At 40.8% G+C, this 17104-nt stretch carries 19 protein-coding genes; 3 read left to right on the forward strand and 16 right to left on the reverse strand.

Features of this window, described 5'->3' with window-relative positions; translation table 11 throughout:
* Positions 1-3: 3 nt before the first annotated feature.
* The 11 genes from asnB to CA600_RS04220 form a co-directional block, all read right to left on the reverse strand.
* Positions 4-1881 carry an asparagine synthase (glutamine-hydrolyzing) gene (gene asnB / locus CA600_RS04170; RefSeq protein WP_094869065.1) on the reverse strand — a complete coding sequence of 626 codons (1878 nt, stop codon included), beginning with the start codon at positions 1879-1881 and terminating at the stop codon, positions 4-6.
* A 145-nt stretch (positions 1882-2026) separates the two neighbouring features.
* A complete protein-coding gene (locus CA600_RS04175) occupies positions 2027-2962 on the reverse strand; it encodes an alpha/beta fold hydrolase (protein WP_094869066.1) in 936 nt (311 codons plus the stop codon).
* Between the two features lie 280 nt (positions 2963-3242).
* Positions 3243-3467 carry a DUF896 domain-containing protein gene (locus CA600_RS04180; RefSeq protein ID WP_042188496.1) on the reverse strand — a complete coding sequence of 75 codons (225 nt, stop codon included), beginning with the start codon at positions 3465-3467 and terminating at the stop codon, positions 3243-3245.
* Between the two features lie 62 nt (positions 3468-3529).
* Entirely contained in the window at positions 3530-3946 is a 417-nt protein-coding gene (locus CA600_RS04185; RefSeq protein WP_256989724.1) for a MarR family winged helix-turn-helix transcriptional regulator, read from the reverse strand.
* 146 nt (positions 3947-4092) lie between these two features.
* A complete protein-coding gene (locus CA600_RS04190) occupies positions 4093-5190 on the reverse strand; it encodes a sensor histidine kinase (protein WP_094869067.1) in 1098 nt (365 codons plus the stop codon).
* An 83-nt stretch (positions 5191-5273) separates the two neighbouring features.
* Positions 5274-5912, reverse strand: coding sequence for an ABC-2 transporter permease (locus tag CA600_RS04195; protein ID WP_094869068.1), 639 nt, complete (start codon positions 5910-5912; stop codon positions 5274-5276).
* A 17-nt stretch (positions 5913-5929) separates the two neighbouring features.
* Positions 5930-6565 carry an ABC-2 transporter permease gene (locus CA600_RS04200; RefSeq protein ID WP_094869069.1) on the reverse strand — a complete coding sequence of 212 codons (636 nt, stop codon included), beginning with the start codon at positions 6563-6565 and terminating at the stop codon, positions 5930-5932.
* Entirely contained in the window at positions 6558-7427 is an 870-nt protein-coding gene (locus tag CA600_RS04205) for an ABC transporter ATP-binding protein (protein WP_094869070.1), read from the reverse strand. Before CA600_RS04205 ends, CA600_RS04200 begins: the two co-directional genes overlap by 8 nt.
* On the reverse strand, positions 7424-7804 hold the full coding sequence (locus CA600_RS04210; RefSeq protein WP_094869071.1) for a GntR family transcriptional regulator: 381 nt from the start codon (positions 7802-7804) through the stop codon (positions 7424-7426). Before CA600_RS04210 ends, CA600_RS04205 begins: the two co-directional genes overlap by 4 nt.
* A gap of 161 nt (positions 7805-7965) precedes the next feature.
* Positions 7966-8643 (reverse strand): succinylglutamate desuccinylase/aspartoacylase domain-containing protein, encoded by a 678-nt coding sequence (locus CA600_RS04215; protein ID WP_094869171.1) that lies wholly within the window; start codon positions 8641-8643, stop codon positions 7966-7968.
* Positions 8644-8776: 133 nt separating this feature from the next.
* The gene (locus CA600_RS04220) at positions 8777-10075 is read right to left on the reverse strand and encodes an alpha-glucosidase/alpha-galactosidase (protein ID WP_094869072.1); all 1299 of its coding nucleotides are present in this window, start codon (positions 10073-10075) and stop codon (positions 8777-8779) included.
* A 254-nt stretch (positions 10076-10329) separates the two neighbouring features.
* Between CA600_RS04220 and CA600_RS04225 the strand changes: the two genes are divergently transcribed.
* Positions 10330-11193: an AraC family transcriptional regulator gene (locus CA600_RS04225; protein ID WP_094869073.1), complete on the forward strand. Its 864-nt coding sequence runs from the start codon at positions 10330-10332 to the stop codon at positions 11191-11193.
* An 11-nt stretch (positions 11194-11204) separates the two neighbouring features.
* Here CA600_RS04225 and CA600_RS31695 read toward each other — a convergent pair whose 3' ends face one another.
* From CA600_RS31695 to CA600_RS04235, 3 genes are read right to left on the reverse strand one after another with little or no spacing between them, the layout of a single operon-like run.
* On the reverse strand, positions 11205-11336 hold the full coding sequence (locus CA600_RS31695; RefSeq protein ID WP_256989725.1) for a GrpB family protein: 132 nt from the start codon (positions 11334-11336) through the stop codon (positions 11205-11207).
* Between the two features lie 14 nt (positions 11337-11350).
* Positions 11351-11506, reverse strand: a complete 156-nt coding sequence (locus tag CA600_RS31700; protein WP_256989726.1) for a GrpB family protein — start codon at positions 11504-11506, stop codon at positions 11351-11353.
* Positions 11503-12726 (reverse strand): MFS transporter, encoded by a 1224-nt coding sequence (locus CA600_RS04235; protein WP_094869074.1) that lies wholly within the window; start codon positions 12724-12726, stop codon positions 11503-11505. Before CA600_RS04235 ends, CA600_RS31700 begins: the two co-directional genes overlap by 4 nt.
* A 177-nt stretch (positions 12727-12903) precedes the next feature.
* Here CA600_RS04235 and CA600_RS04240 point away from each other — a divergent pair, with 177 nt between their 5' ends.
* Positions 12904-13683 carry a GNAT family N-acetyltransferase gene (locus CA600_RS04240; RefSeq protein WP_094869075.1) on the forward strand — a complete coding sequence of 260 codons (780 nt, stop codon included), beginning with the start codon at positions 12904-12906 and terminating at the stop codon, positions 13681-13683.
* Between the two features lie 24 nt (positions 13684-13707).
* The gene (locus CA600_RS04245) at positions 13708-14025 is read left to right on the forward strand and encodes a DUF4190 domain-containing protein (protein ID WP_094869076.1); all 318 of its coding nucleotides are present in this window, start codon (positions 13708-13710) and stop codon (positions 14023-14025) included.
* Between the two features lie 72 nt (positions 14026-14097).
* On the opposite strand, the gene CA600_RS04250 is transcribed toward CA600_RS04245, so the two are convergent.
* Positions 14098-15282 (reverse strand): response regulator, encoded by a 1185-nt coding sequence (locus CA600_RS04250; RefSeq protein ID WP_094869077.1) that lies wholly within the window; start codon positions 15280-15282, stop codon positions 14098-14100.
* Positions 15263-17044, reverse strand: coding sequence for a cache domain-containing sensor histidine kinase (locus CA600_RS04255; RefSeq protein WP_094869078.1), 1782 nt, complete (start codon positions 17042-17044; stop codon positions 15263-15265). Before CA600_RS04255 ends, CA600_RS04250 begins: the two co-directional genes overlap by 20 nt.
* Positions 17045-17104: the final 60 nt, after the last annotated feature.

Below are 17104 nucleotides of genomic sequence, written 5' to 3' on the forward strand. Positions count from 1 at the left end.
CCATTACAGCACGGCACTCTTTAATTGCTTCAGATCTTCTTTCATAAAAAGTGTGTACCACACTGAAAAAATGTAAATTAGCCAGATTCTACGCGAATAATCACCTTTATTACTCCGATGCTGGATAAACATTTCTTCGATGATATTCATATTGAATATTTCTTCAATACCACTATAGCGTATTTGCTCAAACATTATATCTGAAATCGGGGTCTTAAGCCAATCACGAATCGGTACGGGAAATCCTAATTTGGGGCGATTCACAATTGCGTCCGGAACAATTCCTTCCATAGCTTTACGCAAAGCAAGTTTTGTTGTGTTTTTGCCAATCCGATTGGCGACTGGAATTTTACTGGCCGTTTCAAAAACCTCTTTATCTAAAAACGGGACTCTTAATTCCAATGAATGTGCCATAGAGAGCTTATCTGCTTTTGACAAAATATCGCCAGGTAACCAAAAGTTCATATCAATAAACTGCATTCTTGTCGTAGGATCAAGGTGCACTGTCTTATCATAAAAAGGCTTAACGATATCGGTCGGATGTAAAAAGCTATTTTGAGCGTGTACCGATTCGTGAAGCAAATTCATCTTTCCGCTTTTATTAAAGATATTAGCATTACCGAAAAAGCGTTCCTCTAAAGGTGTCAGCCCCCGAAGTAAATAATTTTTTCCATAAAAATGATAAGGATATACGGTTAAAGATTTTCGTAACGTATCCTTTATGAAGTTAGGCATCCATGTAATGGGTCTTAATGCATCCGGCTCTCTATAGATTCGGTATCCTCCGAATAATTCATCAGCGCCTTCCCCCGATAGGACAACCGTGACATGCTCTTTGGCAAGCTGATTAAGATGATAGAGCGCAATAGCGGAAGGGTCCGCAACAGGCTCATCTAGATGCCATACCGTTTTCGGTATACTCTCAAAAAAGTCTTCTGTAGATAAAATGTGAAAATAATGATCCGTCCCCAGTTTGGCTGCCGTTTGATTTGCAATGATAGTTTCATTGTTCACCCCTTCAAATCCAATCGAAAAAGTCTTTGTTGATTCTTCTGCTTTCATCATTGCAGCTATAGCTGTGGAGTCAATTCCACTGGACAAAAAACACCCTCTATTCACATCACTTTGTAAATGAAGATTTACAGACTCTTTCAATTTCCATTGAATTTCTTCCGCATAGTCTGCTAAGGATCGTTTTACCGGATGAAAATGGGGTTCCCAATATTTCTCGATCTTCATTTCACCATTCGGGTTAACAAAAATACGCTCTGCAGGGCCTAATTTATGAATATGTTCAAACATCGTATCGGGTTGCGGTACATACTGAAAAGTTAAGTAGCTAAATAAGCTTTGATACTGAAGCTTTCTAGGCACTCCTTGCACGGCAAGAATGCTTTTGATTTCTGAAGCAAATAAAAGATTATTCTCATCTTTGTAATAATAAAAAGGCTTAATACCAAAATGATCTCTAGCAGCAAAAAGCGTTTGTTCCTTACGATCCCAAATCGCAAAACTAAACATTCCACGTAGATGATGAACACAGTCCTTGCCGTATTCCTCAAATAAATGCAAAATAACCTCTGTATCTGATTGTGTTTGAAAATGATGTCCCTTTAGCTTTAGCTGATCTCTTAGTGTTTTATAATTATAGATCTCACCATTAAAAACAATCCACAGGGACTGATCTTCATTCGTCATCGGCTGATTCCCATCACGTAGGTCTATAATGGACAACCTCCGAAAACCGAGTCCAATGCGAGAATCAAGCCATACTCCCTCATGATTAGGACCTCGATGATTCATTGCACCTGTCATTTGTTTTAAGGTTTCTTCTTGCGGGGGGTGTCCATTACATTTTAATATTCCTGCTATTCCGCACATGCTATGTTAGTCCTTCCTATAATAAAGATTAAGGTTTAGAGTGCCCACAAATGCGTTGATCAATCATTTTTTGTTGCTTATCATTCATATAAAAAAACGCCGAAGGATTCACTAAACGAATCGTTCGACGCTTTCTCATTTATGCTTATTTGGTTTCATTCATGAAGCTTCTGAAATTCTGGACGATTTCTTTTGATCGGGTATGGTGTAAATAATGATCGCCTTCAAGCAGAATCATCTTCCCCTGTAAGGAATCTTTAATCTGATCTTCATGTAAAGCTTCCCAGCCCTCAACATCCGTAGTATCTTTCACTAAGAAGAAAAGTACAGGAAGATCTTTAGGAAACTTCAATGTTTCGGTAGCTTTAAAATTACTAGGGAAATGCTCTGCTTCGTTAATGATGTTTGGGTTCATCATGTTTTTAAGCGTAATCATTCTATTTTGTTCTTTCGTTTTATCATCCACATTTGGTGAGAGGATTTGGTTAGGATCGATTTTAACCAGCAATCTGAAGAATCCTGATTGTTTAAGTGATTTTAAGGCTGCAGTTGGAAGCGCCTCGCCTGCTCCTTGTGCCGGTACACTGCTGTCGATCCCCACGAATGCACTGACTTCGTTTTTGTATTTGTTCACATAGTCCAGACCATAAATTCCAGAAATAGAATGCCCCATCAGAATATAACGGTCTATTTTTAATTGTTGTAAAGCTTCATGAAGTTCACTCACTATATTATCGACCGTTCGTTCTTTTTCAGTGATATCACTTAACCCATACCCAAATGGCTCAATTACTACCACTTTGTAGAATGGAGATAGCTCGTCAACTAGCGGTTTAAAATCAATTCCTGGGGCTGCCGTTCCGAAACCTGGTAGTAACACTACCGTTTCTTCGCCTTGACCTTGAATCATGACATTCATGTTTTTTCCGTCTACAGGTATTAGCTGGCCGTAGGATTCAATTTTGCCTTTCTCTAATTTGTTGCTGACCACATTAACTGTAAATACAGTGGCTAGAAATACTACGATTAGTACGATAATAACTACTACTACTTTAAGTAACAAGAACAATGCTTTTTTCATCTGTCATCTCCCGCTCCCCATATGTTTATATCTTATCTTCTGTCCATTTCATTCTAACCATCCAGTCTTAGATCCTGTGTAACACAAGATTAATTCAGTCTTAATTCTCAACCACAACTAAAGAAATAGAATTAAGCTTCCGTTAAGATAACTTTTATAAATATGATTCCACTTTCGTCCAATTGATATCATAAAAAAACACCTTTAGATATTCGCTGATTAAGCCTTAGGGCTATTCAACGATATTCTAAAGGTGCTCATCCATTTTATTAACTATAAATTAGTTCAAAGTTTCTTTACGCGACAACCGAATCTTTTCAGGCGTAACATCATTTCCCTCAGGATCTACAATCGTCACTCCCGACAGACTGTTACGAACTTGTCCACGAATTTCACGTAGGTAATCTTCACGCAAAGCGATCTGCTCCACCCATTCACTTTTTGTCAGGCCTTCTTCACGTTCTTTCCTGGCTAGTTCATTAATACGAGTTAAACTGGTAATCATCTATGTTCCTCTTTTCTAAGTGTTGGTTAGCTTGCTAATGGATGTGCTGAGCTATGCCAGATTCAAGATAAATTATCCGCCATCTGTTTCATAAGCCTTCTTAATAATAAACGTTCTTCGGGTAAAATTCCTGTTAATAATTTATCCAGTTGCTTATTCCATATACGTTCCACAGGTTCACAAAGATTACGTCCGGCTGAAGTAAGATACACTCGGCTTACTCTGCCATCTTCAGGATCTCTTTTTCGAACAACAAACCCATGACTCTCAAGTGATTTCACCATGTTCGTAATCGTTGGCGGCTCACAATTCAGACTTTCGCTTAACTGGATCTGGGTCATTCCATCTGATCTCCATAACCGGCATAATAACTGTTCTTGGCCCACATGAAGATTAAATTCTCTAAGCAATGCTGCATAATCTCTACGCATTTCCGCAGAAATTCTGTCCAGTAGTTCTCTTATCTCATCTTCAATCACAGCTTGTTCCTCCGGACCACCTTACAAATTAATTAGCAAGCTAATTATATCATGTTTTTAAGAGGATTTCAAAGGTTGACGATCTTTAGATATCATCCACCAACGAATCCTCTTTAGGTTGGTACTTCATCATATAGAAATGGTCTTCAATTACTGTTTCTCGGGAGTCTCACTTCAAAGATTGTCCGCACCACACTGCTTTGCGCAGATACGGTTCCATGATGCTGCTCTACTATATTTTTAGTAATAAACAAGCCAAGTCCCGTACTTCCAGTTGGATGTGTTCGTGCACGATCACCCGTGTAAAACATATCAAAAATACGTGGCAACTCTTCCGGCTCAATACAATTCCCATAGTTAATCACTTCTACGACTACCTCGTTAGCGTCCAAGTAACCGTGAATATCAATAAATTGACCATCGCTTCCGTATCGGGCCGCATTCATAAGAAGGTTCTCAAATACACGTGCTAACAATTCCCCGTCGCCATATATCATCAGAGGTTGTGTCATATCCATTCTGGAGATTAGACCATTTTTCTCAAAGACTGGATATAATTCTTCATTTAATTGTAAAAGAAGCTCACTGAGATCAATCGAGGATTTCTCAAGCTTAAGCTTGCCATAGTTCATTCTTGTAATTTCAAACAGCTCATCGATCAATTTTTCTAAACGTTGAGATTTGGTATAAGCAATCGTCGTGTAATGCCTGGTCTGTTCAGGCGTTAATTGATTGTCTTTCAAAATAAAATCCAAATAGCCAATAACCGAGGTTAGGGGTGTACGCAAATCATGCGCCAGGTTCAACACGAGTTGATCTTTACTGCTCTCGGCAATATCTCCCCGCTCAATGGCCTCTTGCATATTCTCTATGGCTAGATTGAGATCATGACCAATGATTCCAAATTCATCTTTGGAAGGGATATCTACTCGTTCAGAGAAATCACCTGATGCTAGCTGATGAATCCCCTTTGATATTTCTTTGAAGTATTTTGCATACGGCTTAGTGAATAAGAAGAAAAATAGAATGGCGAGTGGTATAAAGATAATTAAAAATGTATTCACATCTCCAATATCTCTTATTACATAGCGAACTTGGGTAAGTGGATTCTCAAACTTCACCTCAGAGTGATAATATCGCTGGAGCGCCTTATAGATTAAAAAGGTTATCCCACCGGATACTAGCATACTGGCCATCAGCAGCATAATCATTTTTGTACGAAAACTATAAATCATTTTAGGCATTGGATGTATACCCTTCCCCTACAGTATTTATCTTTGTAGTGATAATGGTATATGAATTCAATCTAAATCTCAAATTATTAAAATCACAGATCCTTTTTCTCGAAAATCCGCAATGAAATGAGATAAGAACAGCTGAGTAAAAACACGTAAGCGAGTCCTAGTATGATATAAGGAATAAAGCTAGATTTCACGCCATAGCTCTGCCAGTTCTCTAGGTCAGGAAACCATTGAAGCAAACTACCGATCACATTCGGACCAACCATTATAATCATCATAAAAACGAGATTAACCACTTGCGTTCCTTTAGCACCTAACCAGTAATGAATCGGTAAATAAAGCATAGCAAGGAGAGGGAAAATAGATATCGCAATACCAACCTCTTGCCAAAAATAAGGGGTTACCTCTTTACCTGTCATAATAATCAGGAGATAGGTAAAAGCAGTTGCTGCCAGCCCAACAAGCGCATATGGAAGGATTGAGAAGTATTTGGCACGGACAAGCTCTTGTCTCCGTACAGGGAGATTAACGAGAAACCGTTGCGTCATCTGCTGAGTATCCATAGAACAGGAGCTTATCAATAACAGCATGGGTGGCATCACCGTAAATAAACTGAAGCTATGATAGTTCGAGTAAGCTATAAAAATAAAGAAAGGGATTAGCAGCATCAGAAATTTACGCAGAAGAATGAAGTCTTTTTGAATAAGATAAAATGAATGATACACTATAAGTCCTCCTTAGCTTATAACTCTTCCCTGCTGAACAATCGTAGTGAAATCTTATATGAGAAGTACAAGATGAATAGATAAACGATCCCTATCAATCCTATCTGCACCAGATGATCTTGCAGCTTTAAATGGGTTATTTTTGAGAAAACTGATGAATTGGTGAGTGAAGCTCCAGCACTTATCGTGGTTATCGTTACAACTACATTAAAAAAGGTATTGAAGTAAAAGTTTTTGTAACCAAGCCAATAATGAATCGGCAGATAAATAGACGCAGTCAAAGGAATCATAAGTAACGTTAAAGATACCCCTATCCAATACACTGGACTAATGGAATAGCCAAATGAAAAAGAAATTAGAAACAAAACTAATGAGCAAACCAAACCGATGAAAATATAAGGAATCAGTGATAAGTATTTAGCCAAGACAATCTCTTGCCGACTTACTGGCAATCCTATAACAAACTTTGTGTTGTTATTCTGTGCATCCATTGAACAGGAGTATACGAGCAACAGTAAGGATTGAAAGGCAGCAAACATACTGGAGCTATCCTTTTGCACATAGGCAACAAACAAAATACTCAAGAGAAATAAAGGGATAAAATTCCGCAGGAGAATAATGTCTTTCCGAATCAACAGCAAGAGATTAAACATACAAAGCGTTTCCCTTTACCGTAAAATACATAATTTCTTCCAGAGTAGGTGTCTCGCATATAGCATGATCTCTAAAGAATCGTTCACCCTCAGAGCGATTGTTCAGAAGACCCTCGAAACCAACTTCCGTCTCTCTAAGCCCGATGAACCATTTTCGCACATCCCGATCAAGCAGTTCCTTGTTGCCTTTTACCAGCATATATTTATTAGGTAGTGATTCTTTCATCTCATTAAAAACTAACCGCCCCTCATTCACAAAAACAATATAATCCGCTATCCGGTCTAAATCAGTCGTGTTATGCGTGGAGAAAAGAATAGATTTCTTCTCATCCTGGATATGCTCACTAAGTAAATCAAGCAGTTCTCTCCGGAATATGGGATCAAGACCTGCAGTAGGTTCGTCCATGATGAGCAGATCTGCACCATGCGATAAGGCAATAGCGAGCGAATACTTCATCTTCATTCCTTTGGAGAGCTCTTTAATCTTTTTCCGCGGGGAAAGCTTAAACATCTCTATGTATTTCCTATAAGTCTCTTTATCCCACTGGCTATAAAAGGGAGCAATCATCTTACTCATCTGATCGATGGTTAATGGATCGTAAAAATAGTTCTCATCGGAAACATACCCAATTCGATCTTTGTACTTTGCATTCTTTATGGATGTTTCTTTGCCAAAAATCTCGATACTTCCTTGGTCGGGTTGTACCATACCCATCATCATTTTAATTAAAGTTGTTTTCCCTGCCCCATTGGGTCCTATTAACCCCGTTATATACCCTTCCTTGATACCGAACGTAAGTTCACATAGGCTAAAATGGCCATATTTTTTAGATATTTGATTCAATTGAATGACATCGTTCATTCTGTCTCCTCCTCATACAGCAATTTCAACATCTCACTGAACTCAGCAAAATCAATCCCCAACAGCTTACTCTCGTCAATAATCTCCTTCATCTTGTTCTCCATGATCCGTAGCCGTTGCTCACGAATAAACTCCTGATCTGCACCAGAAACAAAGGAACCTTTTCCCACAATGGAATTAATAAGGCCTTCTCTCTCCAGTTCTTCGTAAGCTCGTTTTGTTGTAATTACGCTAATCTGCAGCTCTTTGGCTAACAGTCGAATAGAAGGTAAAGGCGTACCTGAAACTAACTCTCCTTGTAGGATCATCTGGCGGATCTGACTTACAATCTGTGCATAGATGGGTTCACCGGAAGTGTTGGATATCAATATGTTCATGAACGCGTGCCCTCACTCCTAGTTTATGTGTATTCAATGTATATATGTAATATATACACTATACCCATCGTTGTCAATGATCTTTTAAATCCACACAAAACAAGCCGATTCCTATTGAACTTAGGGTCAGCTTGCTTGGCATACAGCATATCTAATTATCATCACATCAATCCAGCACTTCTTAAAAAGCGACTAACAATGTCTATCTGATAACGAATACGAAGGTCACGATCAAGACTCCAGCAGGTTTCCACAGTAAATGCCTTCGCTCCTATGATACGGGAGACGGCCGCACGTGACGACCCGGGGCGCTCTCGTAAACGGATATTAAAATGATAAGAAGTATTTACGATTGTACGGTTAATGTCTTTTATGATACGCCTAGCCGTAACCGTACCTTGGCTCCCAGGCTTAATGATAATAGACTGACCAAGGCGTTTAGGATTTCTTTGAGACAAACCGTTCGCTTCATGGAGATCAAGGTACCAGCTGGGGCGATAACGTCTTATTAATTGAAGCAAGGCTACGGATAACGGATGTTTGGCAGATCCATTCCGAGTACGTGGAAACGTCCGGTTCAAATCCGGTACACCCCGAATTCGTTTGCGATAAGCTTTTTGATTCATGAGAGGCACAATAATAAGCGTACCACGGTAAATATTTAATTCTCCTTGTCTTAAGTGATTCACGATGTTTTTCGCCGCACGAATGCTTGCCGTTTCATTCCCGTGTATGCCGGACACCACCATAAACACAGGACCTGGGAGCCCGCCTCTGATCACGTAATAAGGAGTGGCATGGGTTGTAGACGATGCTAAAGTATAATTCTCAACGATCATCATGCTTCACCTCCGCATTTAGGTGTCCATATATGTGTATTCTTTAAGACCCCAGTTGTCCTAGACAGATAAGCAAAAAAAGCCTGATTTCTCAGGCTTTTTTTGTGTTTATACAATGAAAGATTAGACCGCATTATTTATACGCGGGCAACCAGTCTCCATGGGCTGTGATCAGCTCATCACACATATTCGTAATGTCATCCATCGACAGTTCGGCGGCAGTGTGCGGATCGAGCATAGCTGCGTGATAAATATGCTCTCTCTTATGAGTAATCGCTGCTTCAATTGTTAACAATTGTGTATTAATGTTCGTACGATTCAGTGCAGCACACTGCGGAGGCAGATCTCCCACAAAGGTTGGAGTCACGCCACTGCGGTCTACAAGGCACGGAACTTCTACACATGCTTCTTTCGGAAGATTGGTGATAAGACCTGTATTCATAACATTACCACCTATTTTAAAAGGTACATTCGTTTCGATGGCTTCCATAATGTAGGACGCATATTCATGCGAACGTTCATGTACAAGCTCTTTGTTATTTACTAATTCTTCACGCATTTGCTGCCACCGTTCAATTTGTTCTACACAGCGGCGGGGGTACTCGTCGAGTGGAATTTGAAACCGTTCTATGAGTTCAGGATAATTACGTTTGATAAAAAAAGGATGATACTCTGCGTTATGTTCTGAAGACTCCGTAATATAGTAACCAAATTTAAGCATCATTTCATAACGAACCATATCCCCATGATGTTCTTTCTGCTTCTCGGCAGCGCGGCGTTTGATTTCCGGATATAAGTCCTCTCCATCCTTCGTAACCTCGAGTAGCCAAGCCATATGGTTAATACCGGCGATCTTAGCCTGTACACCTGTCTGATCCATTCCCAGATGCTCGAATAAGCCTGGAATACAATGCTGTACGCTATGACATAATCCTACGGTCTTCACACCACCATAAGTGTTCATCACATTCGTCAATACGGCCATTGGATTCGTATAGTTCATAAAGAGTGCATCTGGACAAACCTCTCTCACTTCTGCTGCAAAATCAAGCATGACAGGAATCGTACGTAAGTTGCGGAAAATGCCACCGATACCAACCGTGTCCGCAATCGTCTGACGTAAGCCATATTTCTTCGGAATTTCAAAGTCTGTAATGGTACAAGGATCGTACCCCCCGACCTGGATCGCATTAATCACATACTTAGCTCCAAGTAAAGCTTCCTTGCGATCCGTATAAGATTTCACGATACAAGTACTGCCACTACTTGCTTTTATATTACTCAACATATTCTCAGAATCTTTTAGGCGCTGAAGATCAATATCATATAGGGCAAGCTCAAAGCCTTGAAGGGCTGGAGTTCTCATGCAATCTCCTAAAACGTTCTTTGCAAATACAGTACTTCCCGCTCCGATAAATGTAATTTTGGACATGTGAAATATTCCTCCTTAAATAGTGAGCTCTACGGTCCCGACATCGTTAACGACACAGAAAATATCCATAAATTTTCCTTATAAACACTTGAATATCAGAGGGTATCCGTCTCTCTCTTCACTATTCACTATAAATGAGAGCGATCTCAATGAGTATGGATAAATACAATTCATATATGGATGTTTGTTGCATTTATGTGGTACGTCCTATAATCTATATGTAATTCAAATCACGTATAGGAGGTCAGAAGCAAATGGCTTCAGAGCATTATCATTTCACAGCAGGGTTTAATCTTGCTCCAGATGAAATCGACCTGACTGTATTGTTCAGCGGAGAAGGTAAACCGGTCCCAGGACATAAGATGGGGCCTTCTGTTCACGATTACTACCTTATACATACCGTAATGGATGGTAAGGGAGTGTTTCAGAGTGAAAGTAACTCTCAGGTATGTGGTGCAGGAGATACCTTTGTTATATTCCCAGGGGCATTATTCAGCTATCAGGCAGACATGGAACAGCCTTGGACTTATGTATGGGTAGCCTTGCAAGGAGAAGCCGTTCAGCAGCTATTTAAAGAAGTGGGGATTACACCGGACAAGCCGTTAATACACTTAGATAATCTTTTAGAGATACATAACTTGTATGAACATATTCGTTTTTCCTTCCAGCAGTCTGCTTATCCAAGGTTGGAAAGTTTGGAGGCTTCTGGGTGGATGCGCCTTTTGGTGCACAAATTCGGCCTTGCGAACATAGGTTCGCTAACCCCTAATTCCGCACATTTACCGGATGTTATCGACCGCCAGATCAATCAAGCGATCCGCTGGATCTCTCTCCAATTTCATCAACAGATCAGTATCGACCACATGGCATCCTCGCTTGGTTATCATAGGGCTCACCTCTCTAAGGCCTTTAAGCAAAAGATCGGAATGTCACCCAAGCAATATTTGTTAAAGGTTCGCATGGATAAAGCAAAGGAACTGCTTGGAGGAACGCTCACCATCGACCAGGTATCCTCTTCGGTCGGTTTCAATGATGCGTTATATTTCTCCAAGCAGTTCCGTAAGTGGAGCGGTATGTCCCCCAGTGAATATCGAAGCCATCTTCGATCGGGCATATGATTGCTTATGGGTTATTTCATGGTTTTTGATAAAATCGAGGTGACAAACGTTGTCTTTCCTTCACAGTAAGCATCCCTATCGTAGCGGTGTTGTTCCGCCAGACGCTGTTTGACTTCTGCATATGCTTGACGCGTTACCGCCATTTGAACGGAGATAGTCAGCCTTCAATGGAAGTACTCCCCACATGCTCTATCGTAACAATGAGGTCGCCAACATAAGATAACAACTGAACTCTAATTCTATTGAATTCTACCTTCCACTTGGGGTCATACGGGACAACTTTTACCATTTCCGCCTTCAGATTGATGCTCATGCACCTCCTGCGTTTAATGCCTTCTTCTCAATTCCTCTATAGACTATCCATATGCATATAGCGGCCACAATTAGCATTCCACCCATCAGACAGACGCCATTCCAGCCCCAATGCTGCCATGCAAAGCTTCCAAGTGTTGATCCAATTGCGCCACCTGTAAAAGTGCTGACCATAAACACAGTATTTATTCGGCTGCGGGCCGCCGGCTCAAGTGCATAGATCCGTGTTTGGTTACTAACCTGTGACCCTTGTACGCCAAGATCCAGAATAATAACACCGGCAATCAGGCTCCAGATTGTAAATCCAGCTAAACCGAAGAAGCCATAAGCAATCAATGTCAGCAACAGTAGTATACCTACTATCTTTTTCGGTGCGATCCTGTCAGCTAACCTCCCGATAAATGGAGCACCCGCAGCACCTGCTACACCGATCAACCCAAACAAGCCTGTGATAGAGCTACTATAGTGGTAAGGTTCACCTTCTAAAAAGAAAGCCAGTGAAGTCCAGAACACGCTGAAACCACCAAACATACAAGCCCCAATCAGTGATGCTTCACGAAGCGTCGAATATCTGCGAATCAAATTCCCCATTGATTTCAGTAGATCCGTATAGGATGAATTATTTTCTGGTTTCGTCTTTGGAATTAGTTGGTATAAGATAAGGGATAACAATAGCATTATAACTGCAGCAATCCAGTACATCGCTCTCCAGCCGAACATATCTCCTATAATTCCGGATATCGTTCTTGCCAGCAAAATACCAAAAAACAGCCCGCTCATTACGGTTCCAATAACCTTACCTCGTTCTTCTGGCAGAGCAAGCTCTGCGGAGAGAGGAATGATAACCTGCGGCACCACCGTAGTTATGCCAATAGCAAAACTGGCAATATACATCCAAATAAGGTTCTGAGCTGTAGCAAAACCAACGAGTGATAATGATACGGCAATAAGAAGTCCGGATATTAGTGTTCTTCGTTCACGAATGTCGCCCAACGGAACAAACAATAACATCCCAAGCGCATAACCGATCTGAGTAAGCATCGATACATATCCTACTGCGTTAGAGGATGCATGGAAGGTTCGTCCAATATCGGCCAGAAGGGGCTGATTGTAATACATATTTGCCACGCTTAATCCTGATGCAATAGCTAATATAAGTATGAATTGCTTAGTTAGGCCTCCTCCTACACGAACTGCAGCGGGTGTGATAGATTGTGTCATGAAATTTCTGTGCCTCCGATTACGTATGCTGCATCAAACAGCAAGCTTTATTTTCCTAATACATTATAGCAGTCACTGTCAAGCTTACGTATTTCTGCGATATAATAATCATCCAAATATATATGATCTACATAAGTACAATTTATATTTGATTCTATTTAGCGAGGAGTTAATAACATGCACCAGAATGACCGAATTATGACCAAATTGCGCAAGGAACCATTGAAGAATGTCAGTTTATTAAAAATGCTAACCTCATTCCAGAAAGTCATGGAGTCTCATCTTGTGGAGCAAGGAAGTCAATGGGGTGTTTTATTGCTTCTTCCTGCCTCAGCCTACGCATATGATCATAGAGTATATCCTCAAGCGGATTACATCGTATTTATGGATTACAGCAGCCCAGATGTATTTCCGGCTCTGTTTCAATTGCTGCCTCCGCAAGCAAAATTTGTTTTTAAACTGCAAGACGTGAACTACACAGAGGCCTTATCATCACAATTTTCAATGGAGAAAGTCCGGGGGTTCTACTCATACAGTACAGTTGAGGGTCAAATCTTTCCGAAGGACGAAGAAGTTGTTATCAGTCATATGGTTGACGACAGATTAATTCCGCTATGGGCCGCTAATCATTACACGAAAGATGAAATAGAAGACTATTTTCAAAATGGTGCTTTTTCCGTGTCAATTTTCCTAGACGGCAATCCGGTCAGTACCTGCCTAGCGTTCCGTAATGAAGAAACCATCTGGGAAATCGGCGCTCTACATACATTAGAATCCTCACAAAGAAACGGGTATGCGAAAAAGGTGGTCCAAACCGCCATACAAGAAACGTTAGAACGAGGGTTTATTCCACGCTATCATGTGCTTGAAACAAATCAAGCGTCCATCAGACTAGCTGAATCTATTGGACTCATTCCTTGTGTGCAGCTTGAACACTGGATTAACTACATCCAATAACACGCTTGATAGGAGGTGATTTGAATGAGTTATGTGCCGAACGAGAATCAAAACTATTATCCTCCCCCGCCCCCACCAACACCGATGAATGGCAAATCAATTGCTGGTTTCGTTTTAGGAGTACTTTCCATAATTGTTCCTTATATCGGATTTTTGTTAGGGATTGTAGCGGTTATTCTGTCTGCCCTATCCCTTAAAGAAATACGGATTCGGTATGAGCAAGGAAGAGGCTTAGCTATTGCGGGTCTGGTATGCGGGATTGTCGGCACTCTACTTTACGCCATATTAATTTTATTTTTCGTTATTTTTATATATGCAGCAGCAAATTACCCCCATTACTGATCCACAGAAGAAAAGGATCTCTATAGCCACCCTAATGGCTGCAGAGATCCTTTTTCCAATCCTATGAACCATTCAGTAGGTTCCATTATTAAGCTGCTGGCGATACTCCGTCGGAGTTACTAGGAACCGCTTGCGGAACATCTGTGTAAAATGCCGCATGTCCTGATATCCAATACGTTCGGCGATTTCTGCCACCTTAAGCTTCGAGTTTACAAGCAGTAGCTTTGCTTGTTCCAAACGTAAGGATGTCACGTATTCCTTATAGCCTTGACCCGTCTTCTGTTTAAATAATTGACTGAAGTAAACCGGATTCAGAAATACAACGGAGGCAATCTTTTCTAAAGTAAGGTCTTCGAAATAGTGTTCTTTTACATATTGCAATGCGATGTCGATGGCTTTTTCGCCACTACCTTTCGCTGGCGTTAAATCCAACACTTGAGAATTCACTGCCTCTCTTAAGCTCGTTACGATCTGAGGTACAGTATTTATATCGTAGCTAAGTCCGGAATGGATCATTTGGAAGGGTGTTTTTAAATATTGCTTCAAATAGGTACGCCCATCTTCCAGAAAAGTTTCTAATCGTGCTTCTTCTCTTAAGGTGATTAATCCCAGCAGACTCTGGCGGTCATAGCTGACTACAAACCCGCTCCCATCCCGATCTATCAGCTCAGTTAACACATTTTCTACAATAAAATGTTCTATCCGAATGTTTTTATCACCCGCATCCATTTGGAGCAAAATCAAATAGAAACATTGATGATCTTCTATTAATTGGCTGATGTCTAAATTACCGAGATTAAAACCAGAAGCGAGCCTCTGAAATACACCTTCTCTTAAATATTTGAGACTTGACCTTAATCGGTCTTCATCTTTAATAAATTTATGATCCTGCTCTATTTCTAGCGATAAGTTACTAATAATCTCAAGTAGCTTGCTTTTACCGATCGGCTTAAGTAGATAATCTCTCGCTCCAAGACGAACAGCCTCCTGTGCATAGGCAAACTCACTGTGTGCAGAGATGACTACCCATTTGACATAAGGATACCGCCGCTTAGAAATCCTCATGAACTCTAGGCCATTCATACCGGGCATAAGAATATCAGTTAAGACCATATGGATGGATTGTTCCTCCATAATCTTGACTGCTTCTTCTGTGGACGCAGCTACATGTACACAATAATCTGGATAGATACTTCTTATAGTGCGCTTAATGCCTTCTCGGATCACTCGTTCATCATCAGCTATGAGAATGTTCAAGACTATGCTCTCCTTCCTGCGGAATCGGCAGCATGATAGCAACCTCGGTTCCTTCTCCAGGTAAGCTTCGAATCACAAGACCATAGGATTCTCCGAACATATGCTGGAGCCGCCGGTGCAGATTTTGAAGACCTATCCCCATTTTCCCATTTTCTTTCGTTGTTGGCCGATCTAAGGATCCCACTAGCGCATTCAGCTTTTCTGCATCCATACCTTTGCCATTATCTTGAACAACGATGTTCAGTACTCCAGCTTCTTCAATTACACTCACCTTCAGAATACCTTGACGGTCGAGCGATTCCAAGCCATGTTTTACAGCATTTTCAATAACCGGTTGTACAGTCATCTTGGGAAGGCGAACCTCAAGCCATCGTTCATCTATATTGATCTCAATCCGTAGACGACCTTCCAGTCGGATAGAAATTATATTTAGATAGTGTCCAATTTGTTCCAGTTCTTCTCGTAATGTGACTTCTACGTCAACTTCCCAATGACTACTGTACCGGAACATCGAAGATAGCGAGAGAACAAGTTCACCCAGTTGCTCATTCCCTTCCTCATCCAGCATCCAATAAATCATATCCAAAGTATTGTATAGAAAATGTGGGTTCACTTGAGATTGCAAGGCATGAAGCTCAGCATTCTTCTCACTGACGGAAGAAAGTTTCACCCGCTCGATCAGTTCTTCGATTCGGCGAACCATCCGATTAAACGAAGCAACAAGAATATTAATCTCTTGATAAGAAGAAACATTCACCATTCCCCGAAAATTTCCGATCTCCACTTGCTTCATCTCTCGAATCACCTTTTTAAGCGGCAAAGAAATCGTTCGTGAAACCATAGAAGCTATTAAAGTAGAGACGAGCACAAGAATCGAAAATACAATGAACAGATAACGTTTCATCTCTACCAACTCTACATTTAGGTCGCGATTAGGAGTGATACTAAGCACCCACCAACCAGAGAAGGACAGTTTAGAAGCGACAAGCAGACGATTGGCTGTCTGTTCGACCACAACATTCTGGGAGTTCTGTAAAGACGGGAGCTGAGTTAAATCAGGTTCCTGATCTTCGGCAGAGGATACGAATCGTCCATCCTGCGACATTAAATACACCTGGCTATGCTCACCCAGCTTCACATTATCTAGCGCATCCAGAACAGGCTTCGGATTCGTCTCGTACAGAACAATGCCAATCGGTTTGTGTTCATTGAGATCGTAAATCTGACGGCCAAAGGCAAACACAGGACTATCCTCTACTTGATCGATAAGAGAATGTTCATAGACGCCGAGCCAGACCATTTTACCGGAGGAAGCTTGCAGCTGATGGTACCAATCTTCCTTCATATAATCGGGATCAACCACATTCATATAATTTCCGTAATTATAAATCTTACCTTTATCTGTAATGACATGAATACCTACGAGATCATCCCGAGAATAAAATATAGCTCCTAGAATATTGGTAATTGTCTGTTCATTGATGTAAGCTACCGCCGGCTCAGTGCTTGTCTCATTAATCAAACGTATCAGTTCAAAGTTATTGCTGAGTGATTTAGAGAGACTATCATACCCTTTGTACAATAAGCTGAATAGATCCGCCGTCTGGGCGACATTCTTCTGCGACAAATCACTTATTTTCTCATGAAACTGTACGGTTGTCCGGTTGTAATAGAGCAGACTCACAATTAATAGAATGCTAGACATACAAAAAAGAAACAGCAAAAACAATCGATGGTGGATGGAATGAAAGCTGTTTCTCAAAAAGGCTTCCCTCCTCAAACTCATCTGTCCTGCTGCTTCTTCATTATAATTCCATTATTG

This window comes from Paenibacillus sp. VTT E-133280 (assembly GCF_002264385.1).
GTDB lineage: Bacteria > Bacillota > Bacilli > Paenibacillales > Paenibacillaceae > Paenibacillus_AQ > Paenibacillus_AQ nitricinens.